The organism is Cellvibrio sp. pealriver (assembly GCF_001183545.1).
In the GTDB taxonomy this organism is placed as follows: Bacteria; Pseudomonadota; Gammaproteobacteria; order Pseudomonadales; family Cellvibrionaceae; genus Cellvibrio.
The window spans coordinates 3,513,979-3,531,391 of sequence record NZ_KQ236688.1; the positions used below are offsets into that span (position 1 = coordinate 3,513,979).

At 46.8% G+C, this 17,413-nt stretch carries 21 protein-coding genes; 7 read left to right on the forward strand and 14 right to left on the reverse strand.

Annotated elements, in window-relative coordinates; translation table 11 throughout:
* Positions 1 to 9 precede the first annotated feature (9 nt).
* The 7 genes from VC28_RS15305 to VC28_RS15335 all read left to right on the forward strand — a co-directional run bounded on the left by VC28_RS15305 (position 10) and on the right by VC28_RS15335 (position 6,510).
* A complete protein-coding gene (locus VC28_RS15305; protein WP_049631409.1) occupies positions 10 to 1,401 on the forward strand; it encodes a glycosyltransferase family 4 protein in 1,392 nt (463 codons plus the stop codon).
* On the forward strand, positions 1,388 to 2,173 hold the full coding sequence (locus VC28_RS15310; protein ID WP_082191563.1) for a class I SAM-dependent methyltransferase: 786 nt from the start codon (positions 1,388 to 1,390) through the stop codon (positions 2,171 to 2,173). Before VC28_RS15305 ends, VC28_RS15310 begins: the two co-directional genes overlap by 14 nt.
* Positions 2,170 to 3,255 carry a prenyltransferase/squalene oxidase repeat-containing protein gene (locus tag VC28_RS15315; RefSeq protein ID WP_049631410.1) on the forward strand — a complete coding sequence of 362 codons (1,086 nt, stop codon included), beginning with the start codon at positions 2,170 to 2,172 and terminating at the stop codon, positions 3,253 to 3,255. The genes VC28_RS15310 and VC28_RS15315 overlap by 4 nt, the downstream gene beginning before the upstream one ends.
* Positions 3,256 to 3,274: 19 nt before the next feature.
* Positions 3,275 to 4,000 (forward strand): 16S rRNA (uracil(1498)-N(3))-methyltransferase, encoded by a 726-nt coding sequence (locus VC28_RS15320; protein WP_049631411.1) that lies wholly within the window; start codon positions 3,275 to 3,277, stop codon positions 3,998 to 4,000.
* A 157-nt stretch (positions 4,001 to 4,157) separates the two neighbouring features.
* The gene (locus VC28_RS15325) at positions 4,158 to 5,399 is read left to right on the forward strand and encodes an ATP-binding protein (RefSeq protein WP_049631412.1); all 1,242 of its coding nucleotides are present in this window, start codon (positions 4,158 to 4,160) and stop codon (positions 5,397 to 5,399) included.
* 7 nt (positions 5,400 to 5,406) lie between these two features.
* Positions 5,407 to 5,874 (forward strand): tRNA-uridine aminocarboxypropyltransferase, encoded by a 468-nt coding sequence (locus VC28_RS15330; protein WP_049631413.1) that lies wholly within the window; start codon positions 5,407 to 5,409, stop codon positions 5,872 to 5,874.
* Positions 5,875 to 6,057: 183 nt separating this feature from the next.
* Complete coding sequence (locus VC28_RS15335) at positions 6,058 to 6,510, forward strand: lysozyme inhibitor LprI family protein (RefSeq protein WP_049631414.1); 453 nt, start codon at positions 6,058 to 6,060, stop codon at positions 6,508 to 6,510.
* Between the two features lie 34 nt (positions 6,511 to 6,544).
* On the opposite strand, the gene VC28_RS15340 is transcribed toward VC28_RS15335, so the two are convergent.
* The 14 genes from VC28_RS15340 to VC28_RS15405 form a co-directional block, all read right to left on the reverse strand.
* Entirely contained in the window at positions 6,545 to 7,072 is a 528-nt protein-coding gene (locus VC28_RS15340) for an XAC2610-related protein (RefSeq protein ID WP_049631415.1), read from the reverse strand.
* Between the two features lie 9 nt (positions 7,073 to 7,081).
* Positions 7,082 to 7,918, reverse strand: a complete 837-nt coding sequence (locus VC28_RS19335; protein ID WP_053094214.1) for a glycoside hydrolase family 19 protein — start codon at positions 7,916 to 7,918, stop codon at positions 7,082 to 7,084.
* A 165-nt stretch (positions 7,919 to 8,083) separates the two neighbouring features.
* A complete protein-coding gene (locus VC28_RS15350) occupies positions 8,084 to 8,998 on the reverse strand; it encodes an NAD(P)/FAD-dependent oxidoreductase (RefSeq protein ID WP_049631416.1) in 915 nt (304 codons plus the stop codon).
* A 9-nt stretch (positions 8,999 to 9,007) separates the two neighbouring features.
* Complete coding sequence (locus VC28_RS15355; protein ID WP_049631417.1) at positions 9,008 to 9,496, reverse strand: Rrf2 family transcriptional regulator; 489 nt, start codon at positions 9,494 to 9,496, stop codon at positions 9,008 to 9,010.
* A 174-nt stretch (positions 9,497 to 9,670) separates the two neighbouring features.
* Complete coding sequence (locus VC28_RS15360; RefSeq protein ID WP_049631418.1) at positions 9,671 to 10,207, reverse strand: SRPBCC family protein; 537 nt, start codon at positions 10,205 to 10,207, stop codon at positions 9,671 to 9,673.
* A gap of 66 nt (positions 10,208 to 10,273) precedes the next feature.
* Complete coding sequence (locus VC28_RS15365) at positions 10,274 to 10,630, reverse strand: ArsR/SmtB family transcription factor (protein ID WP_082191565.1); 357 nt, start codon at positions 10,628 to 10,630, stop codon at positions 10,274 to 10,276.
* 265 nt (positions 10,631 to 10,895) lie between these two features.
* A complete protein-coding gene (locus tag VC28_RS15370; RefSeq protein ID WP_053094215.1) occupies positions 10,896 to 11,780 on the reverse strand; it encodes a transglutaminase-like domain-containing protein in 885 nt (294 codons plus the stop codon).
* A gap of 13 nt (positions 11,781 to 11,793) precedes the next feature.
* Complete coding sequence (locus VC28_RS15375; RefSeq protein WP_049631419.1) at positions 11,794 to 12,024, reverse strand: DUF350 domain-containing protein; 231 nt, start codon at positions 12,022 to 12,024, stop codon at positions 11,794 to 11,796.
* A gap of 89 nt (positions 12,025 to 12,113) precedes the next feature.
* Positions 12,114 to 14,435: a P-loop ATPase, Sll1717 family gene (locus tag VC28_RS15380; protein ID WP_049631420.1), complete on the reverse strand. Its 2,322-nt coding sequence runs from the start codon at positions 14,433 to 14,435 to the stop codon at positions 12,114 to 12,116.
* A 265-nt stretch (positions 14,436 to 14,700) separates the two neighbouring features.
* Positions 14,701 to 15,099, reverse strand: a complete 399-nt coding sequence (locus VC28_RS15385; protein ID WP_049631421.1) for a PIN domain-containing protein — start codon at positions 15,097 to 15,099, stop codon at positions 14,701 to 14,703.
* Positions 15,089 to 15,316 (reverse strand): AbrB/MazE/SpoVT family DNA-binding domain-containing protein, encoded by a 228-nt coding sequence (locus tag VC28_RS15390; RefSeq protein WP_049631422.1) that lies wholly within the window; start codon positions 15,314 to 15,316, stop codon positions 15,089 to 15,091. The genes VC28_RS15385 and VC28_RS15390 overlap by 11 nt, the downstream gene beginning before the upstream one ends.
* Positions 15,317 to 15,461: 145 nt before the next feature.
* Positions 15,462 to 15,800: an FKBP-type peptidyl-prolyl cis-trans isomerase gene (locus tag VC28_RS15395; protein WP_049631423.1), complete on the reverse strand. Its 339-nt coding sequence runs from the start codon at positions 15,798 to 15,800 to the stop codon at positions 15,462 to 15,464.
* A 140-nt stretch (positions 15,801 to 15,940) separates the two neighbouring features.
* Positions 15,941 to 16,426: a chemotaxis protein CheW gene (locus VC28_RS15400; RefSeq protein WP_049631424.1), complete on the reverse strand. Its 486-nt coding sequence runs from the start codon at positions 16,424 to 16,426 to the stop codon at positions 15,941 to 15,943.
* Entirely contained in the window at positions 16,423 to 17,409 is a 987-nt protein-coding gene (locus VC28_RS15405; RefSeq protein ID WP_049631425.1) for a chemotaxis protein CheB, read from the reverse strand. Before VC28_RS15405 ends, VC28_RS15400 begins: the two co-directional genes overlap by 4 nt.
* Between the last annotated feature and the right edge of the window lie 4 nt (positions 17,410 to 17,413).

Consider the following 17,413-nt stretch of genomic DNA (forward strand, 5'->3'; position numbering starts at 1 on the left):
TGTTTGCTTATGTCGTATTTTCCGGTCAATCGTGACCAGCCTTCCATTCACAATCCTGACCGCAATCCAGAGCTGTCACCGCAATCTGTGGTTGTGCCGCATGCGGTGCAATCGTTGCGCATTGCGCTGCTGGGTTATCGCAGCCATCCGCATGTGGGCGGGCAGGGGATTTATCTCCAGTATTTGAGCAAAGCATTGGTGGATTTAGGGCATAAGGTGGATGTCATTTCCGGCCCGCCTTATCCCGAATTAGATTCGCGTGTGCATCTCATACCATTGCCGAGTTTGGATTTATACGCACACCCAAACCCTACGCGCGCGCTTAAATTAAAACATTGTTTATCGCTCGCGGATTTTTACGAATGGTGGAGTAAATTAAGCGGCGCGTTTGGCGAGCCCTATTGTTTTGGCCGTCGCTTGGTGAAATATTTCAAACAACATAATCCACAGTACGATATTGTTCACGACAACCAAAGCCTGTGTTACGGCTTATTGGATTTACAACAGCGCGGTGCGAATGTCATCGCCACAGTGCATCACCCCATCACCCAAGACCGCGATCTCGCCCTCGCTGCCGCCACTGAAAGAGGCCAGCGTTGGTTAATTAAACGCTGGTACAGTTTTTTGGGTATGCAAAAAACTGTGGTGCAAAAGCTGCAGCATGTCATCACCGTGTCACAGCAATCCCGGCGCGATATTGCGCAGGCATTTGATCGCCCCGCAGCAGAAATTCACGTGATTCCCAATGGTGTTGATACCAACATCTTTAAACCGCTTGCAGGAATTGCGCGTATTCCGTTTCGGTTAATTACCACCGCGTCTTCTGACCAACCGCTAAAAGGTTTAAGCATATTGCTGCGCGCCATCGCCGCGCTGCGCAGTGAATTTCCCGAACTGCAATTAGTGGTGATCGGAAAACTAAAAGAAAACGGCGAGACCCAAAAAGAATTACAAGCCTTGAACCTGCAAGAGAGTGTTCAATTTAAATCCGGCATCAGTAACAGTGAATTGGTGGAGCAATATGCTCACGCCAGCATTGCCATAGTGCCATCACTCTATGAAGGTTTTGGTTTACCTGCAGCCGAGGCAATGGCCTGCGGAGTGCCATTAATTTGTAGCGATGGCGGTGCCTTGCCGGAAGTGGTGGGCGATGCTGCGCGGTTGGTGCGCGCCGGTAATACAGATGATTTGCAACAGGCATTACGCGATTTGTTGCTTGATAATCAAGCGCGTGAGCAATTAAGCGAAAAAGGGCGTGAGCATATCCTGCAACAATTAAGTTGGGATTGTGTAGGGAAAAAAATGGAACGTTTTTATTTCCAAGTTTTGAATCAGCAACAAGACGATCAGATTAGCAATCGTGAACTATCGGGCGAGCAAGTACAGAATGCTTACGATTAATTTTCGCGATTTTCCCTTGGCGGCGGGCGACCGCGTACTGGATCTTGGTTGTGGCGAAGGTCGCCATGTGATTAACGTTTATTTGCAAGGCGATGTAGTCGCCATCGGTGTGGATTTAAATCATCGCGATTTGCTTACATCGCGTGAACGCTTTTTACCCTTTGATCAAGCATCTGCCAATAAACATTTTTACTTGCAACAGGCAGATGCCACCCACTTGCCCTTTGCCGATAACAGTTTCGATAAAATTATTTGCAGCGAAGTGCTGGAACATATTCCGGATTACCAAAGCGTATTAGCTGAAATTCAGCGCATACTCAAACCCGGCGGCTTGCTGGCCATTACCGTGCCGCGCGCATGGCCAGAAAAAATCTGCTGGTGGTTAAGTGAGGAATACCACCAGGTAGAAGGCGGCCATATTCGTATTTTTAATGGCAAACAATTGCGTGCTGAGATTGAGCAGCGGTCATTTAGATTTTATAAGCGCCACTGGGCACACGCCCTGCATTCACCCTTTTGGTGGATGAAATGCCTCTGGTGGAAAACGCAGGACACCAATCCGCTGATTAAACTCTACCACCGTTTATTGGTGTGGGATTTAATGGAAAAACCCTGGCTCACACAAACACTGGAAAAATGGCTGAATCCAATTATGGGAAAAAGCGTGGTGATGTATTTTAAAAAAGTCGGCCTTGATGCAGGCATTAATCACTCCTCTTCTTTACAAAAGGGGAGCGGGCGCCCGGCTAGGGGAGGGGATTCCTGCTTATGAAAAACTTATTACTCACCAAAGGCTTTTTCCCCGAGTCGCTGTTACGCCCCACGGTTAATTATATTGTGCAAACCCAATTGGCCAACGGTTGCATTCCCTGGTTTGCCAATGGCAAAGCTGACCCTTGGGATCATATCGAAGCGGCCATGGGCTTAACTATTGGTGGTGAATATGCCGCTGCGCAGCGCGCTTACCAATGGTTGGTGCAAGAACAATTGCCCGATGGCAGTTGGTGGGCAAATTATCTGGGTGATGAAGCGGTAGATAAAAATCACCGCGAAACCAATTTCATTGCTTATATTGCCACCGGCGTTTGGCATTATTTTTTAGTCACGCAGGATGTGAAATTTTTGCTCGATTATTTTCCTGCCGTGCAAAAAGCGATTGATTTTGTGCTGCGCTACCAAGCGCCGACGGGCGAAATTTATTGGGCCGTTGCGGAAGATGGCAGCCCAAAAAAAGATGCATTAGTCACGGCCTCCAGCTCTATTTATAAAAGCCTTGAGTGCGCCATTTTATGCGCAGAGCAGCTGGGTTTTAATGCAAACCACTGGCGCAGTGCCCATCAACAATTGGGCAATACCTTACGCCATCATCCAGAATGTTTTGACCGCACCTGGGAACCCAAAATCCGTTTTTCCATGGATTGGTTTTATCCCATTCTTACCGGCGTTGTTGAAGGCAAAGCGGCGCAGCAACGTATCGATGAAAAATGGAAAACGTTTGTTGAAAATAATATTGGTTGCCTCTGTGTGAGCGACGAACCCTGGGTGACTGTGGCTGAATCCTGCGAACTAACACTTGCACTGTTAGCCGCTGGCGAACACGCGAAAGCCGTTAATTTATTTAGCTGGCTATTTCAGTTTAAAGACGAAGATGGCGGTTATTGGACTGGCTATAATTTTTGCGATGATGTTATCTGGCCGCGTGAAAAAACTACCTGGACAGCCGGTGCGATTTTATTGGCGGCTGATGCGCTCACTGAACATACAGGCGCTGCGCAATTGTTTTTACAATCTGCTTTGGCAGATGAAGCGACCGTCACTACTGCAGATGCTGCACAACGTAAAACCGAACACTGATTACTTGAAGTAAATCACTATGCGTATTCCACGAATTTATACTGAACAAAATTTACTAAGCGGCGAACAAATCGCGCTGGAAGAATCGGCATCGCATCACCTGAGCAAAGTATTACGCATGCAAGCGGGGCGCGAATTAATTTTATTTAATGGCGCTGGTGGTGAATTTGCGGCAACCATTCATGAAGTCAGTAAAAAGCATGTGATCGTCAGTGTGCAAGAACACAGTATCGACAATCGTGAATCACCACTGGAATTGGAATTAGCGATTGGTATTTCACGCGGCGAACGTTTTGAATGGGTTTTGCAAAAAGCGACTGAACTTGGCGTAACCAAAATTACACCACTCATTACCGAGCGCACCGAAGTAAAAATAGGCGGCGACCGTCAGGAAAAACTGCACGACCGCTGGCAGCAAATCCTTATCAGCGCCTGCGAACAGTGCCAACGCAATTTATTGCCCGTTTTACATTCGCCCGTACAAATTTCTGACTGGCTGCCACAAGTGAAATCCGATTTACGTTTTGTACTCCATCACCGCGACAGCAAAACCCTGCCAGCGGAGCAAAAACCCGAAAGCGTCACACTATTAATCGGCCCCGAAGGCGGCCTGAGCGAACGCGAAATCACCCACGCCCTGGAGCAAGACTTTAACGCGCTGACCTTAGGCCCAAGAGTCTTGCGCACAGAAACTGCGCCGGTAGCGGCGATCAGTTTGGTGCAGTATTTGTGGGGGGATTTTTGAGTTGAACCACCGGGGCACAGCCAATATTAAGCCCCTAATAGGCAATTGGACGATACTCTAGTAGGCAATTAGACGTTATATTAATAGGCAATTAGACGCTATCTTAATAGGCAATTGGACGGTAATATATCGCTTTCCAATTTACCTATGGATAGTTATGACTACAGCATACCCACGCCTGATCGCAGCAAAATTGGCAGAAATCCTTGCTGATACCCCAGTGATTTGCCTGTTGGGGCCTCGTCAGGTGGGTAAAACCACCTTGGCTCGTCATTACTGTCCCAATCATGCTTACATTAATTTCGATGATACGAGCTTGCTTGCTACTGCAAAGCAAGATCCATCGGGCTTCATCCAGGCCTTGCCTGAGTATGTTGTCCTCGATGAAGTCCAGCGTGCGCCTGAATTATTACCTGCCATCAAGGCATCGGTAGATGCCAATCGCAAACCAGGTCGTTTTTTGCTGACCGGATCGGCCAATCTTCTGTTGTTGCCGGGTGCGCAAGAGTCTTTAGCTGGGAGAATGGAAGTCGTAAATCTTCTGCCTCTTGCTGAACAGGAAATACAGGGCGGAGCGGGTTCGTTCCTGCAGCGGTTGTTATCAAACAAAATCACCGCTTCAATTCAAGGTGAGCAAAAAATTATTGCCGATCTTGCCAATGTGGTGTGTCGCGGCGGTTATCCTGAGCCTATTGCGCGTACGCAACATCGTGCAAGGCAATGGCACCGTCAATATATCCATGCCATTATTCAGCGCGATGTAAAAGATATAGCTGCAATTCGTGATGAAGCAGAAATGCTTAAGCTATTCGAGATGCTGGCTTACCGAACTGCGAATTTATTGAATGTCAGTAGTCTCGCCAATGAATTGCAAATGCGACGCGAGACGGTAGAAAAATATCTCACTATTCTTGAACGATTGTATTTAGTTCGCCGCCTTCCTGCCTGGCATAAAAACGATAGCAACCGATTAATTAAAACACCCAAAATTCATTTGGTAGATTCCGGCCTTGCCGCCACCTTCTGCAACCTGGAGGCAAATCAATGGAACGATTTCAGCACCGATTTTGGTGCACTCTTGGAAACTTTTGTAGTACAGCAGTTAATGACACAATCAACGTGGCTTGATTCAGAGTTGCGTTTTTCTCACTATCGGGATAAAGACCAAGTTGAAGTCGATCTTGTAATAGAGCAAGGTAAAAAAGTCTGGGGAGTCGAAGTAAAAAAAGCAGCAAGCGTCCAGCCAAAAGATGGAGCGGGACTTAACCGCCTGGCTGCACAAGCAGGAAAACAATTTCAAGGTGGTGTTTTGTTCTATAGCGGAAGTAATACCTTACCGCTTGCACAACCAAACTGTTTTGCAGTTCCTATGGATGCGTTATGGAAAAACGACAAATAGCTAGTAAATGAAAATATTCTTACTCACCCATGAACGCGAACTATTGCGCCCCACTAACACCGGTGTGTTGGCACAGAATGTTGCGCCGGAAATCGTAGAGCGAATAGTCTGGGCGAGAAACGAACCTAACCCGTCTTTATTAAATGCAATCAATCAAGGTAATACGGTATTGCTTTACCCGCTTGATGATGCCGATGTTGCACCAATTGAATCCTTTGAAAATATCATTTTGCTCGATGCCACCTGGCAAGAAGCGCGCAAAATATTCAATCGCAGCCCCTACCTAAAAAATTTGCCCAGAGCACAAATTAACCCGCAGCAAATGTCCCAGTATCAACTCAGGCGCAACCAACCCGAAGGTGGTTTGTGTACCGCTGAATGCATAATGGAAATACTCAAAGCAAAAAGTCACACTGATATTGCCGAGCGTTTGAATTCAGCGTTTGGGATTTTTAATTCAAAGATCCGCAATTAATGTAGGTTGGGGTGAGGCACGAACCCCAACATGACAGGCTCGAAGATCAGGATAACGTTAAATTAGGGATCAGAATTACGCTGCAAAAACTAATTTTCTTTGTGATACGTTTGATTTTGCGGCGTAAGTGAAATGGTAATAGATAGTGTATTAGGAAAATTCAAATTAAGTAGGAGTAAGAAAATGAGAAGAAACACTAATTCATGGCTGATAGTGACAGTATTCGTACTGCTATCTTTTAGTAATATAACCTTTGCAATTGATAATCCCGATGCACCAGATTTGGTTGCAGAGTTTAAAGCTAGAGAAAAGTCTTTAATTGCAGCAGCTGAAAATCCAAACAACGGCTATCGGGATTATTTGCTGGCGTACACGAGTTACTTGGAGTTTCTAGATAAAGAACTTAACACTGTTTATCAGAACCTTCGTTCAAAACTTCCAGAGGATCAGAAAAAGCAGCTGAAAGATTCCCAAGTTAATTGGATCAAGTATCGGGACTTTGAATTTGAGTTTATTGAAAATACTTGGACGAAAGCCGATTTCGGTAGTTCGTCCAGTATCAGTCGCGGACAATATAAAGCGAGTGTTGTGCGGGATAGAGTAATTCAGTTAATGCATTACTCGGTAGCCTACTAAAAATGAAACGCTAAGCATCACTTACGTGTGATGCTTATTTTTTATTTAATTCAGTTCCCTGCCAGTACCACTTTGTTGTTGTGTAACTGTCAGCTGCGTCTTTTACTGTTGTAGTAACCGTTTGGTTTTTCTTATCCAGCGTAAATTCAGAATAATTGCCCACATATACGTATTGCCGGGTAGCTGAATCAAATACCCAATAATCCAAATAGAGATTGGGTGTACCGAAGCTGGTAGTAATTGCCAAATCAGGTACGTCATCGAAGTTAATATCTGCAAAAGAAACATAGCCAATGTCTCCTTCAAACAGAGATGTATTTTCTATAACTGTGAGTATCTGTGAATTTTCGTTCACATTCGTAACTAATTGAGCAATCAACTTTTCATCATCAGCTATGGAAGTCGTTGTTATCGTCACAATAATAGGACTTGAGTTTATTTGATAGGAGCATGGATCCAATTTTTCAAATGAAAACTCACAAGTATTGTTTGATGTTTTTATCTCCTGAGCCAAGCAGGATTGTAGAAATACTAATGACAAAAAGGGTAATATTTTTTTCATTGTATAGTCCTAAAGTAAGAAGAATTTTGCTCTGTTTAGATATGCTTGCCTATCATCAAGTCCGTTATATCCACCATTTATTCGTCTAGTAACCCCCTTTAAATCATCAGCGTCTGATAGTTGATTTAGTTTGCGCACATTCCAAAACCAAATGCTTGCATCAAGTGCTATTGATGGGTGTGCAGATATTAGATTTTCATTTCCTTTAGCGAGTAAGTTTAAACAGGCATAAAAACCATAATCGGAATAATTTTTTCGGCCGGTTAACTGAATTAATCCTCGTCCTTTAAAACGAGTGCCATCCCCTTTATGAGTGTTGCCCAGATCTTTTCTTCCTTCATAAGCTGATCCAGTTGCTATCTCTTCTGTATAGGTTAGCGACATACTTTCATGTCCGATCTGTGCTAAAAAATGGGAAGTTCGAAGAGGGGTATTGATATTGTAGATAGGGAGCTGTTTAGCAAGTAGTGAGTGGTATTTCTTTACACTATTTGAGCTGCCATGAGCCATGATCGCTATGAGTGCATCCATGCTCAACCCTTTTGAAATGGATTTTTTTAAATGTCTTAACGTGTTTCCATGCGGATCAATCCTACCGTCTGGACGATGCATTTTTACGACAGAGGCTTGATAGTGCTCGATAGCAGAGACAGTCTTTTTACCTATGCTGCCATCGATACTTAGCTTTTCGGTTAATTGAAATGCTGAGGAACGAGAGAGATTAAGTGCTGCTTGGATGATTTTTACGTCTATTTTTTGATTGGCACCACCGGTACCTACACTTTGTTTTATACACATATAAATTTCCCTTTGTTTTAAAAAATTTCCTTTTTGAATTGTAATCATTTTGATAGTAATGAAATGAGGATTACATCACCTAATGCTTTAGATAGATACTTTATTTCAATCCTTATTAAAAAATTCTACAGATTAGACCAACAATAAAAACGACCGCTTAAGCGGTCGTTTCAAATTTCAACAATCATAATTGCCAATTTTTAAGAGCCACTGTCACCAAGTTCCAAAAATCAACGACCGATGTGTTGCAAACCCTGCTTGTGCGCCATCGCCAATGGCGAAGGTGACGCTGCCCATGGGGCGGGCAAGGTCGCCGCAGGCGAATACGCCGGGTACGGAGGTTTGTTTGAGTTCATCGGTTTTGATGTAAAAACCAATCGGGCTTTCTGCAATTTCACAACCTAAATCCTGCGCGATGCGGTTTGAAGGTTGCGTGAGTGATGCGACAAATAATCCCGCTAATTCCACCAAGCGCCCATTGGCGAGTTTCACAATAATTGATTGCTCGCCCGCCACTTCGGTTACGGTTTCTGTTTGGATTGTCACACCGCGTGCGGCGAGTTGTGCGCACTGTTCTGCGTTGGGCGTGAAGCAATTGTTGGTGAATAATATTGTGGGGCCCCAATCGGGAATCAGCATGGCTTGATGGAACGACGCTTCGCTGACGGCGAGCACACCGAGTGCGCCCTCGTTTAATTCGTAGCCGTGGCAGTAGGGGCAGTGGAATAGGGTTTTGCCCCAGCGGTCTTGCAGGCCGGTGATGGCGGGCAGGTGGTCGCTCACACCGGTGGCGAGGATCAACCGCTTGGCGGTGAAGGTGTTGTTGCCGATTTTGTTGTCAGCGATAGTGACAGTAAAACGCTCGCCGGTTTTTTCAGCGGAATCGACCAAGCCTTGCAGCCAGGTCAGGTTGGGGTACTCCAGCAGTTGCGCTTTGGCTTCTTCGGCGATGGCGCTGGGCGATTTTCCATCTTGCCCGAGCAAGCCGTGCGAGTGGGATGCAAAACGGTTGCGGCGCACACCGCCATCAATCACTAACACACGGCGACGACCGCGCGCGAGTTGCAGTGCCGCGGCCATACCGGCGTAGCTGCCGCCAATCACAATCACATCGTAAGTTGTTTGCATGCTGTTACCTCACTCTGCATCCGCAGGAGAATCATCGGGAAAAAGGGAATGTTCATGGGTGCCGGAAAACCCGCGCGCTTGCATGCGCTGGTGGAAATCGGCGCTGAGTTGGGCGAGGGTGACGGTGCGGAAGCGCGCGAGTAACAGGGCTTCGGCCTCGGCAAAGGCATTGTTGAGCGCGTTGTTAACGGCCTCTTCCACCAGGCAACCGGGCGACTCGGTGCGGTTGCCCATCGCCAGTAATGTTGGCTCGTCCAGCGCTTGGTAGATGTCGTGCAGGGTGATGGTGTCCAGCTCGCGGCAGAGTTTCCAACCGCCGCCGTGGCCTTTTTCCGAGCAGACCAGTTGATGCTCACGCAGCCCGGCGAGCACCCGGCGGATCACCACCGGGTTGGTCTTCATCATTTTCGCCAGCGCGTCCGAGGTCATGGGCGTACCCACCTCGGCCATATGCAGGAGGACGTGCAGCACGCCCGAGAGTCTGGAATCGCGTTTCATGGATCACCTCTTATTCGCCGGATGTTACGGCGGAATTTCACGTAACTAAATCAGTTACGTGAAAAGATAATCCATAAAATCGACTTATGCAACTTTTATTGTTACGTAAGTTAAATACAGTTACGTAATTTAAATAGTGTTACGTAAGTTGGACGATGATCCGGCAGAAGCCAATCATCCCGCCAAACGCTGCGCGTATTCCGCTTCCAAACGGGTGTGGGTTTTCCAGAATCCCTCCGGGGTTTTGCCTTCCAATCGATCGCGCAAAATATTGAGATGGGTATGCCAGCCGCCTGCGACGCTCAAGCGTTCATTGGCATTGGTGAGGCGGCGATGGGTGACGGTGAGTTTGACCTTGTCGTCCTGTGGGGCGAGTTCAAAACTCACTTCGGACTCCTCGGGCGAGCCCGCATTCCAGATATAACTGAGCAGGCGCAATGGCTCGCACGCGGTCACTTTGCCCAGCATGGGTACATCGCCCGCGCAGCTGGCGTATTTGGGCGGTGGTATGTCGTGCTCGGGCGATAGCTCGGAATTGCGAAAGGTATGCTCCACCTTGCCACCCACCTTCTGCTCCACATTGCCCGCCGCCAGCCAGGTGGCGCGCTTGTTAGAATCGGTCAGGTATTGCCACACCCGCTCAATCGGGCCGGGCAGCAGGCGTTCAATGTGTAAGGTATCCGGGGCGGTTAATACACCGTAGTCGTTCATCTTCAGCTCCTTTGGCATAGCGCCAATTGTGGTGATGGGTTGACCCGGTGATTCCGCATCGACCCGTTATTGATTCGTTTTGCTGTCTGCTGCCTGATCTTCCGCCAGCAGCGCGGCGGTCAGTGCATCCAGCCGTTGGTTCCAGAATTGTTCGTAATGGCGCAGCCACTCAATGCCGCCGAGCATCGGGCGCGCATCCAATTGGCATGTGTGGTTGCGCCCCTGAATACTGCGCACTACCAAGCCTGCGCCCTCCAACACTTTGATGTGTTTGGAAATCGCCGCGAGCGTCATATCAAACGGCGCGGCCAGTTCGGTAATGCCGCAAGGCGCTTGCGCCAACCGCGCGATCATCGCCCGCCGCGTGGGGTCGGCAAGGGCGTGAAAGACGGCATCCAGTTGTTCAGCTTGATTGTTTACCATGTGGTTAAGTATTCTCCTGCAGCTAATAATTGTCAACCATTTGGTTAAATATAATAGCAATCGCACTTTGGGTCGAGCGATTCAAGACCGATTACGTAGGGTTGGAATGCTTCGGGATTGGAATGGGTAAACGCTGGGCGACAACGGAGAAGTTTTAGGGCACTGGCGTTTGAATTTAACCACCATCGTCACTCCCGCTTGCGGGAGTCCAGCTTGCCAATAAATCGAATGACCTATGGATCCCCGCTACGCGAGGATGACGCATTCAGGGTGAAGCAGAGTTATCCGCTGACGATAGCGGCGAATAATGGCTTTGCTCCACCCAGTGAGCGCCGGTGTAGCGGGTAGTAAAACTGCTGCCGGTGTTGATCCAAAACGCAGTGCGGTTAAATTGCGCGGTGGGATGATAGTCCGGCAAGGTCGCCGCGAGCGGGTAGGGCGTACCGGTGCTGAGGCGGGATTTTTGCGTCGCCTCCAGAATAAATTCCTTGCCCTCATGCACCAACACCACCCAGGCATGGCCATCACTCTGGTGTTTACCCAGCGCCACTCGCGCATCAAACCCCATATCGATCAACCAATCCGCCAGCACAATCGCGTGGTCTTCGCAGTCGCCATGCGGCATAAAGAACGCCTGCCGGCTGGTCTGCCAGAGTTCTTCCTTACCGTAATTCAGACTGTCCAACATGTAGTGTTTGCGCTTGGCGATCACATACAGCGGCATCCACACATTATCGACCGCGAAGGGGCTAAAACCCTCCAGAAACGCATTCACGATATGCGCGCGCTGGTCGAGCCCCGGCGCAATCGCAGTCGCGTTTTTAATCCCGTTCAGATGAAAAAAATACACGCCGCCAATCGGCGCAGGGTTGCGTGGGTTTGGATCGTAACGTTGAATAAGTCCGCTGAGTTGTTCGCTGGTGTAATGGAATTGGGTTTGGTTAATCACCACCTCACCCGGTGCAGGGCCACTATTTTCCAAACCAACAGGCATAGCCGCATTCGCGCTCTGGCTTTGCGCCAACAAGTTTGCAATCGTTGGGTCATCCCCACTGCGCAAATCGCGCAGCCACATCACCACGGCAATCGCCACCAAAATCTGGAACAGGCTGCCAAACGAAAGTGCACTTTTTTTATGTTTGCGGCTCATCCGCGTTTACGCCCTAACCTTTAAAACCGAAAGTCACAATCAGCGCAACAAACACCAAAATCGACGAAGCAAAAATCGCCACCGCCACATTCCCCTTTTTCAACTCCTCTTCAATGCTCATATTTTTTAATAACTTCTCATCAATAATCAGCAGCGCCTTCACACCAATAAAAAGCGCAAGCAATGTGTAAGCGAGGTTGATCGATAAGTTAACAGCGGTAGCGATAATAAAATCCCATTGCATGGTGGTTGGCCTTGGTGGTTATTAAAATTTTAGATGGAAGTGGAATTTAGCGTTTTGTAGGTTGGGCGGCAATGCTCAACCTACTTAATTTATCTCGACTCGATCATAAGGGCAGGCCAAAATGCAGGGTTAATTTGATAATCAATATCACCTTTATTTTTTATCATTCCGGACATTAGCTTCATACTATAATTGAAATCATATATATACTTTGGTTCTTCGTTAACCAATAGCCCTATAAAGCCATACCATAATAAGAGCTCGAAGATTTTTTCGAAAAAGCTATTATCAACACCAAACTTTTCCAGCATTTGAAAGATTTCATTTTTCTTGAGCTGTGATGCACTACCTATAAAAGCATAAAGGACATCATCTACATTATTCTCAACATCATTTATTTCATATCCAATATCCGTCAAAAGATCGGTTGAGTATGCAATAAGACCTTTTTCTATATCTTCTTCCAATACTCGCTCATGGTTTAAGTTTATGGCAAAACTTTTGCACTGATTTATAAGGTTTAGTAAAAATCTTGGTCTCATTAATGAGCGGTCAATTAAATACTGTGAGCTTTCTTCTCCAGAATAATGGCTAACGAAAATTTTAGGCCATAAAGAATCAAAATTATTGTTACCATTGATGGAGTTAGACACAATTCTTAGGCGAACTAGCTCTCTCAATAAATCAGGGTCAGTCCAATCAAGAAGAACGCTTGCATCTTTTCCTCTATCAGAGGTTTCTTGAACGAGGAGTTCGTATACATCATTGCGTAAAAATACAATTGTATGAACTGCAATGTTAGACTTTTCAAACTGACGTTCTATTTTCTTTGTGGCATCGATTAAGCCACGAATTATCAATAGATCTTCATGTTCAAGACCTGAAGTTGGCCATCCTTTATCAATATTATCGAACAAGAGCCAGCAAACATCTTTGTTTGCCATATAGTCTATGACTTGTTTGGAAAGATCTCTCACGTCATGACAGTAAAGCATCTCAGTTAATTTAGATGCAGAAAGCCTAACATTTGTTTCACTTCCATGCTGGGATCGGTATTCCGTAGAAATTTTCTCCATCAGAGATCCCATTCTTTCAGAAAAATCCCCCTCTGTTTCATATCCATCAGCATGATAAAGATCGGCTAAAGCTCTATATGGTTCATAAAGTGTATGGTCATGTTTATGTTGCTCTCTATCTTTTTCAAGAATTTTGTAACATATCTCCAGAAGTAAAACATATTCCCAGAAAGCCATTATTGTATGTTGGAATGTTCCCTCTTCTAAAAATGATAAAATAAGCTCTTTAAATTTAATTAATTTATAACCATCTGGTTTTAAATCTAAAACTACGTTTCCTTTTTTATTTCTCTCACGATCTCTTACTTGTAAAAATATTGCTGACTTTCCTGACCCTTTACGACCGACAACTATGTTTGCTTCTCCTCTTAGTGCTTTAAGAAACTGATCCGTTTTCAAATAGTAACTTTCTAATGTCCGCATTTCATTTTCTGCTGACGTTGCACCTAAATCGAGAGATTGTAAAAATGTATCATTACTTGTTATAGCAACTTTTGTGTCTTGCTGAAAAGCTTCGGCAACTTTTCCGGCAAAATCTGCGATATGTTCATTTATATCGTTAGGGTGATAAGTTGTGTGTACAAAATCTCTGTAATCTAATGGAACAGGATTGTCCCCTTGTTGTAGGATGCAAAGAGCTTTTCCCATGCCGTCTGCTAGACCTGCTATGAAAGCGCCCCTCATGTTGTGAACTTCGGAGCCAACGGTGGTATTTGATAGTAATGGAACTACCACACCATGAGATTGGGATACTTGATCAATCGCGTCATTGGCAGACAATCTAGGCTGCTCATTTGGATCGAAAGATCGAAACAGGAAACGAGCTTTTTTAATTCTAGATACAATTCTGGATGCCCAATCGGTTTTGTGCATTCCTTCTAGGAGATATACAGGGGATTTAATGTTAATTTTGCTAGGAATATTCAGTGGATTAGAATGATTAGCCGATTCAATAAAATTGCTTAATTCGGCTGAGTTTTGGTATTCGCTATATCCAAGTGTGTCGAAAATGCCAACTTCTCTTATTGTTAGCCCATTATCTCTAATACTTTTATTTTTAGTAAGCAGGATTCTCTTACGCTTTCCTATTGCGTAGCCTATTTCATAAGTCACATTGAAATTCAATATTGAAATATCAGCTATAAGGAATGTGCAGTTGTCTATTCCTTGAAGTACTTTCTCCGAAATAAAATGGCCTGGTATATCAAGTGCTCTCCATGTTTGCACTTCAATTTTGGAGCTCGTTTTTAATGCTTTTACAGCTTGTTCTATTGTTTGTCCAATGTCAGTAGGAGTCGAAGCATAAGCGTAAAAGCCGGATTCTTTTTTTGTCACAGTGTTATCCTTTTCTTGATGTTTATTAATTATTTCTATGAAGCGGAGTAAAAATTTAACGCTCACCTGAAATAAAACAAGTTCCGCCTAGATTTTGCGATATTTGAAAACTCTCTAATTTTCCAAAGGCAATAAGAACTAATTTTTTGGTATTGACTGGCTAATATTTCTGGCTGCTTAGCGGCCAGTCTTCTATTTCTACCCCTATAAATGGCTTAATTTTCCACTATAGCCAAGAATTTGCAAAATACATCACATTACAGCGCTACTTAAAGGGATTACTAATCCTGAGTTCACTGATTGTTTGCTCGTGTTGCATATCTTCTGAAAGCAACACATTACAGCCGCTTTCATTCGCGGCGGCGATGATGAGGGAATCGTAAAAGCTGTAACCGTAATTTGCCGCAATCGTAAGTGCGCTGTTGTGTGTGGGTACATCCACTGGGACTATTTCGGCGAGGCTTTGGATGGCGTTGCTCAGTGCGTGAATTTCTTGCCAGTCGAGTTTGGCTTTTTTGCGGGCGACGTTGGTGAATTCGTTTAGCACTTGGGTGCTGATCACGCAGCCGGATTGCAGGAGGTTGAGGGCGGTTTGTTGTTTGTGGCTGTCGTCCAAGAGTGCGTACACCAGGATGTTGGTGTCTACAAAAATCCTATTTTTCATTCGCCTCATCCCGGTTGAATTTAAAATCCTTGTTTAAACGGCCTTTGAAACTGGCGATGGTTTCCAAGGCTTTGGTTTTGCTGTCGTCTTTGGTTACGGCGAAACCATCGCTGGAAGGCAGAATTTGCACCTCATCGCCTTCTTTCAGCGCGAGCGCTTTGGCGATGTTGGCGGGTATGCGGATGGCGAGGCTGTTGCCCCATTTGGCGATTTGCATGAATTACCACCTTTAAACTTCATGTATATACATTTTATGCAATGTATATCATTGATTGAAATTTGTGCAAGGGGTTTGTGATGTAGAGGTGATGTATATGTTGGGGTTCGCAGGCTCAGCCTGCGCGGCCCGCACCAACCAAGGGTTAATCATCCCGCGTGAGGACTTCCAGTAATTCAATTTCAAAGATGAGATTGGAATTGGGTTTGATGAGCGCGCCTATTTGGCGGTCGCCGTAGGCGAGGTGGGCGGGGACGTGGAGTTTGCGTTTGCCGCCGACTTGCATGCCCATTAGGCCTTGATCCCAGCCTTTGATCACGCGGCCGGTGCCGATGACGCATTGGAAGGGTTTGTTGTGGCGGTGGGAGGAATCGAATTCGGTGCCGTCTTCCAGCCAGCCGGTGTAGTGGGTGGTGATAAGTGCGCCTTTGACGACGGTTTTACCATCCCCAATCTGCAGGTCTTCAATAATCAGATCGTTCATAGTGTTCAATGCGTTTAATTTTTTACCGAGCGGTAAAAAAGAATGTGTTTTACGTGTTTTGGAGGAGAATTTTTACCGAGCGGTAAAATTTTTAGGAGTGCCCGCGAGATTTATCGGCTCGCGGGTTGTTTAACAGAAGCTTAATTATCCAGATGCAGATATTCCAAAAAGGCGCGCTCCATGGCTTCTACATTGGGGATCACCGCTTCTTCGCCTGCCCATGCGACGTGCATTAATTCGTAGGGTTTGTTGTCGGCATCTTCACGCTCGGTGATTTCCTCTTCGGTCACACGCGCCAAACGCGGCAGGCCTTGGGTGAGGATGGCGATAAAGGGTAGGGATTCATGGGTGCCGGTGGTGTTGAGTACCGCAAAGCGCGAGCGTTGGGCGACGCCGGGTTTGTCTTCGCCGTTCATCACTTCAAACGACAGCAGCGGAATGGTTTGTTCGCGCCAGCTGCAATTGCCCAGGTACCACGCCGGTGCATCTTGCACGGGAATAACCTGGGATACCGGTACGATCTCGGCCACCGTCACGTTGGGTGCGAGTAACTGGCGACCCTGCAGCGGGATGAGCAGGCTGGCGACTTCTTGTATTTTTTTCTCGATGCGCTGGGGAGCTCTCATGACGATGGACCTTGTCGATACTGTTCTTGTCGGTTGTTGGTAACCGGTGTTTGTTTCAATTGCGCCAGTGCGCGTGCCAGATATTCCGGTGTGCCGCTGAGGCTGATGCAACCGGTCGCGATTGCCGATACCGGCATGGAATCGCTGGTGCAGTCATCGGGTGCTTGCGCCCAGGCTTTGCCGCCGACTTGCTTGAGTAGGCGGCAACTGGCCGCGCCATCATCACCCATGCCGGTAAAAATAATCAACCCGCTACGCTCGCGGTAAATACGCGCCACATTAGCAGCTATCTGGTCGATGGAAGGCGCATAACTGCCCTTCCAGGACTGCCCGTAATTCACCGCCAGAGTGCCGTTTTCCAATACTTCTACCGGATCGCGCGCGGTCACCAGCGTAAGGCTGTTTGCCTCCAGTACTAACCCTTGTGTCGCCACCATTGCAGGGTAGTTGCCCGCGTTGCTCATCATGCGGTTGAGCGTGGCGGCCTGACTTGCATCAATATGCTGTACATACAAAAAGGCGATACCCAGGTTGGGGGGCAGTTGCGCCAAAAAGCGTTTTACTGCCGCGGGCCCTCCGGTCGAGGCAGCCAATACCCATAACTCATGGGCGGGATTGGTCTGCTGCAGGTTGATATCGCCCCGCAGCCGCTGCAACCGTATGCCGGTGCGGCGCAACCAGGCATTGTGTTCTTCAGTGCCGGGCGCAAATTCGCTGCTGTCGCTGAGGATAATCGGCACCCGGCTCTGCGCGAATAACTGCTCTAGCAGGTGTTGGTCATCGCAATAGTCTTCGGCGATATCCACCAGCCAGGCATCGACCCCTGATTCGGCCAGAGAACCCTGCCCGGCAAGGGCTTGGTTGGCCGATTCGGCTCCCGACAGGGACACGTGGCGCGCCACCTTATGGCCAGAGCGCGCGACCAACTGATCCAGCGCTTGCTGCTTGCGGATACTATCGACCAGTATTCCCAGTTGCAGCATAAGC

Excerpts from the sequence above, each read along its gene's own strand:
- VC28_RS15305 (WP_049631409.1), top strand. The coding sequence starts at position 10 with ATGTCGTATTTTCCGGTCAATCGTGACCAGCCTTCCATTCACAATCCT.
- VC28_RS15310 (WP_082191563.1), top strand. The coding sequence starts at position 1,388 with ATGCTTACGATTAATTTTCGCGATTTTCCCTTGGCGGCGGGCGACCGC.
- VC28_RS15315 (WP_049631410.1), top strand. The coding sequence starts at position 2,170 with ATGAAAAACTTATTACTCACCAAAGGCTTTTTCCCCGAGTCGCTGTTA.
- VC28_RS15320 (WP_049631411.1), top strand. The coding sequence starts at position 3,275 with ATGCGTATTCCACGAATTTATACTGAACAAAATTTACTAAGCGGCGAA.
- VC28_RS15325 (WP_049631412.1), top strand. The coding sequence starts at position 4,158 with ATGACTACAGCATACCCACGCCTGATCGCAGCAAAATTGGCAGAAATC.
- VC28_RS15330 (WP_049631413.1), top strand. The coding sequence starts at position 5,407 with ATGAAAATATTCTTACTCACCCATGAACGCGAACTATTGCGCCCCACT.
- VC28_RS15335 (WP_049631414.1), top strand. The coding sequence starts at position 6,058 with ATGAGAAGAAACACTAATTCATGGCTGATAGTGACAGTATTCGTACTG.
- VC28_RS15340 (WP_049631415.1), bottom strand. The coding sequence starts at position 7,072 with ATGAAAAAAATATTACCCTTTTTGTCATTAGTATTTCTACAATCCTGC.
- VC28_RS19335 (WP_053094214.1), bottom strand. The coding sequence starts at position 7,918 with ATGATTACAATTCAAAAAGGAAATTTTTTAAAACAAAGGGAAATTTAT.
- VC28_RS15350 (WP_049631416.1), bottom strand. The coding sequence starts at position 8,998 with ATGCAAACAACTTACGATGTGATTGTGATTGGCGGCAGCTACGCCGGT.
- VC28_RS15355 (WP_049631417.1), bottom strand. The coding sequence starts at position 9,496 with ATGAAACGCGATTCCAGACTCTCGGGCGTGCTGCACGTCCTCCTGCAT.
- VC28_RS15360 (WP_049631418.1), bottom strand. The coding sequence starts at position 10,207 with ATGAACGACTACGGTGTATTAACCGCCCCGGATACCTTACACATTGAA.
- VC28_RS15365 (WP_082191565.1), bottom strand. The coding sequence starts at position 10,630 with ATGGTAAACAATCAAGCTGAACAACTGGATGCCGTCTTTCACGCCCTT.
- VC28_RS15370 (WP_053094215.1), bottom strand. The coding sequence starts at position 11,780 with ATGAGCCGCAAACATAAAAAAAGTGCACTTTCGTTTGGCAGCCTGTTC.
- VC28_RS15375 (WP_049631419.1), bottom strand. The coding sequence starts at position 12,024 with ATGCAATGGGATTTTATTATCGCTACCGCTGTTAACTTATCGATCAAC.
- VC28_RS15385 (WP_049631421.1), bottom strand. The coding sequence starts at position 15,099 with ATGAAAAATAGGATTTTTGTAGACACCAACATCCTGGTGTACGCACTC.
- VC28_RS15390 (WP_049631422.1), bottom strand. The coding sequence starts at position 15,316 with ATGCAAATCGCCAAATGGGGCAACAGCCTCGCCATCCGCATACCCGCC.
- VC28_RS15395 (WP_049631423.1), bottom strand. The coding sequence starts at position 15,800 with ATGAACGATCTGATTATTGAAGACCTGCAGATTGGGGATGGTAAAACC.
- VC28_RS15400 (WP_049631424.1), bottom strand. The coding sequence starts at position 16,426 with ATGAGAGCTCCCCAGCGCATCGAGAAAAAAATACAAGAAGTCGCCAGC.
- VC28_RS15405 (WP_049631425.1), bottom strand. The coding sequence starts at position 17,409 with ATGCTGCAACTGGGAATACTGGTCGATAGTATCCGCAAGCAGCAAGCG.